This is a genomic window from Collinsella sp. AM15-2 (assembly GCF_003471985.1).
GTDB lineage: Bacteria > Actinomycetota > Coriobacteriia > Coriobacteriales > Coriobacteriaceae > Collinsella.
In genome coordinates, this window is sequence record NZ_QRKO01000045.1 from 1 (window position 1) to 1,994 (window position 1,994).

The following is a 1,994-nucleotide window of genomic DNA, read 5'->3' on the forward strand; positions in this document are numbered from 1 at the left end:
CGCATCAAGCGCGAGAACGACCTGGTGACATACCGCGAGATCCTCGCCTTCATGAACGGCGAGGCGAACATCGAGCGCGATCCGCGGGCACTCCCCCGCCGCGCGTGGCCGACGAAGCATCGACTGGCGTACGACTTGCTGACTTTCATCGCCGCGGCCGCCATCGGCGGAGCACTCGGCTTTGCCGTGTGGGGGTTGCTGAACTAGAGGCAGCATCTGCCGAAGTCCGCATCACGCGCGTCAAGAATCAGCGCTTTTGGGCGGCGGCGTGCGCTCGTGATGCGGACTCGAAGGTGCCCGCAGCCGAAGACTTCAAATTGACTGCAAGCACTAGTAAAATTCCAGCTACTCAACGGTCCCTTCCGAAGGCCTTCATGAGAATGCTGACGATGCCGCAGAGAATGCCTCCAATTGGCCAAGGCAGCCAAAAGTAGCCGACGATGGAATCGGCCGCCTGACGCCCACTACCGATGGCGTCCCATGTGGTCCCAGCGAACGAAGGACCCAAAAACAGCCAACTCAGCGCAACGATGGTGGAAACGAGCATGATGACACCGCAAGCAGCCTCGATCTTCTCGTGCGTGCGCTTTGCGGAGCGCAGCTCGTTGCGCACCGCTTCGGGAACATCGATGCGGGCGATGTCCTCAACCTCGAGTTCCTCGACCGCATCGCGGTTGTACTCATCGATATCCACGCGACCGTACATCATGCCCGCATGGACAATCAGCCATACGCCCACCGCGACCAGGGCGAGCAGCGCAGCGCCCGCAGGAGCCTCCGCGCCAGACTCATGCTCGATGAAGTTGCCCAGCAGAACCCCAATCATGATGAGCATGAGCCCGGTAACCAACCCGCGTACCAGCACCTGGCGCGCCTGAAGACGATCATCGTCAGTATAAAAATCCTCGATAAAGGGATGCGCCTTCACAAAAGCAGAGTGCTCCATGCCAGCAGAAACCAAGATGCCAATGCCCACAAGCACGCCGGAGAACAGGGCGGCCAGCCCCAGAAGCTCGCCCCAACTTGCAGCCATACTGCTATTGAACAGGCCGCGCAGAGCCGTCCCTTCCTCAAAAAGCACGAGCCCCACAACGCCCAGGATAAACGCGGCGACACCCGTGGGAACTCGCTTGGCAAACGAGCGCATGTGGTCGTCATAGCCACACACATCCGTCGCGGGACCGGGCGGCACGGTAGCGACGGCGGGTGCCGGAGCGCGATCGGTAAGGTCACCCTGCACCAGGTCATCGAGCGAGCACTCGAAAATCTGGCACATTTTGATGAGCTTATCCATCTCCGGGTAGGACTTCTCGGCCTCCCACTTGGTGACGGACTGGCGGGACACCCCAAGCAGCATGGCGAGCTGCTCCTGGGTCATATGGCGCTCGGCGCGCAGATACTGAAGGTTGGTACGGAAGCTCATAGTAGGTCCTCTCGTTGGCTGGGAGCGACCGCTCGGGCGTCATGATCTTGGCTCACGGCGACGGCGCGGGCGCGGCATCCCAGCGTTCGGTGCTTTCCTGCCGGCGACTTACACACTACGGTAGCCACATGGCGGAAACCACCAACTTGAGGCTTCATTTTACGCAACCTGCAGGCACCCTATGGTTGCAAACCGCAGGTAGATTAAATGGACGTCATATTATAAGGAGCTTGCATCCCCTGTGAACTCAAACAATCCCCGCCGATGTTACGACCCGTTGCTTGCGGCAACGGACCATCTGCGGGCAGCATTGCGGTAACGTAGGAACCGGGCGAGAGAAAGGATCCACCATGCTGAACGAGAACATCCAGGCCCTCAGGAAATCGAAAGGGCTATCGCAGGAGGAGCTCGCGCTCAAGCCGAACGTGGTGAGGCAGACGGTTTCCAAATGGGAACGCGGGCTCTCGGTGCCCGACGCGGAGATGCTCGTCGCCCTCGGTGAGACGCTCGACGTGCCGGTGAGCAAAGACGAGGCGCGAGGCGATGGGGCTCTCCCAAGAACAGCTCGCCG

The 1,994-nt window shown here is 60.6% G+C and carries 2 protein-coding genes and 1 pseudogene; 2 read left to right on the top strand and 1 reads right to left on the bottom strand.

Features of this window, described 5'->3' with window-relative positions:
• A pseudogene (locus DW171_RS09985) lies at positions 1-207 on the top strand (XRE family transcriptional regulator); the annotation flags it as partial.
• Positions 208-349: 142 nt separating this feature from the next.
• Here DW171_RS09985 and DW171_RS09990 read toward each other — a convergent pair.
• The gene (locus DW171_RS09990) at positions 350-1,423 is read right to left on the bottom strand and encodes a helix-turn-helix transcriptional regulator (protein ID WP_117786966.1); all 1,074 of its coding nucleotides are present in this window, start codon (positions 1,421-1,423) and stop codon (positions 350-352) included.
• 350 nt (positions 1,424-1,773) lie between these two features.
• Here DW171_RS09990 and DW171_RS09995 point away from each other — a divergent pair.
• Positions 1,774-1,994 (top strand): helix-turn-helix domain-containing protein (locus DW171_RS09995; protein ID WP_147357361.1); only part of this gene is annotated, 221 nt, incomplete at its 3' end.

What these genes read in the sequence shown, in the direction of transcription:
- DW171_RS09990 (WP_117786966.1), bottom strand. Translation starts at nt 1,423, where the DNA reads ATGAGCTTCCGTACCAACCTTCAGTATCTGCGCGCCGAGCGCCATATG.